The organism is Helicobacter didelphidarum (genome assembly GCF_003364195.1).
Lineage (GTDB): Bacteria > Campylobacterota > Campylobacteria > Campylobacterales > Helicobacteraceae > Helicobacter_A > Helicobacter_A didelphidarum.
This window is the reverse complement of sequence record NZ_NXLQ01000143.1, coordinates 1-1,146: the sequence shown is the minus strand read 5'-3', so window position 1 is coordinate 1,146 and position 1,146 is coordinate 1. Positions and strand designations below refer to the sequence as shown.

The 1,146-nt window shown below is 36.8% G+C and carries 1 protein-coding gene; it reads right to left on the bottom strand.

Annotated features, from left to right (window positions below):
• Positions 1–1,146: hypothetical protein (locus CQA53_RS12815; protein ID WP_220272098.1), on the bottom strand; the 1,146-nt coding region annotated here is incomplete at both ends.

The window sequence follows — 1,146 nt, the reverse complement described above, 5'->3', positions numbered from 1 at the left end:
TTATCGATAGTATTTTCTTTACCCACATAGACATTATGCACTATAAGCTTTCCTCTCTCATCACTTTGTCCTTTTGCCACTACTCGCTTAAATCTATGATTATAAAGATAGATTGTTGTATTTTTTAAGAGATTCCCACTTGCACCATCATAGCATTTCTCTATCTCTATGGTGAGAGGGATAGCATTGGCTATGGGAGTGATTTTAGGTTCTTTAGATTGTGCCTTATCTTTTTCTTTAGAGTTTCTCTCTTTAGAATCTTTGCTTGTATCTAACTCTTTTTGTTGCAAAGTATCATAAAACTCTTTATCTCTATCAAGATAGTTAGGAAAACTTTGCATTAAAAGGATTGTTTTAAAGTAGCTACTCTTAAGATTACTTGCTTCTTTGCAGAGTATTTCAGATTCTATATCATCTAAGATTCTAAGTTCTATGTATTTGTTACGCACAAGATAATCATTGATTCTATCAATCTTGAGATTATAGGCTTTTTCTAGGCGTTCTATCTCTGCGTTATGGGCTTTATCCTTTTCTAGTTGTTCGTCTTCGTCTGCAAATATTGCATCATTAATCATTCCAGCTATTAATGCTCCTGCAATAGCTCCTATAATTGTGCCTACAATAGGTGCAGTAGAACCGACTGTTGCACCAGCTGCTGCCCCTGTGCCTATACGAGTGAGTATGGATACACCTGTTTTTACAGCGATATTTGAAGCAAATCTTGAGCTAGTAAGTCTAGTGGCACTGCTTGAGGCGAGCTTGCTAGTTTGGGATAGGGTTTGTTGAGCTAAATTTGTGCCTTTTTGAATAAGTGTTTTACCATAAGAATTTTGAGTGGCTAAATAACCAGTGCCTGAACCAATCACAATTCCTGTGCTTGTTTCCACTAATGCTCTTTCATTAGACTTTCCCTCTATTTTTGCTTGTAGAAGGCTTGTTAATCCTCCATTCAATTTTATAAGCATTCTTGCTGACCTTTGTCCCCATTTTTCAACCCTTTCCTTTGCTAAGTATTCATCAAGCGTATGAGTTATGTAGCTTTCTCCTATTGCCACTCCATAAGTTACTACACCTCCAGCCATTCCTAGCTCTCGCCTATGAATTGGTATCTTTTCAAACTCACTGCAATGGCATTCTAAGCCTTTA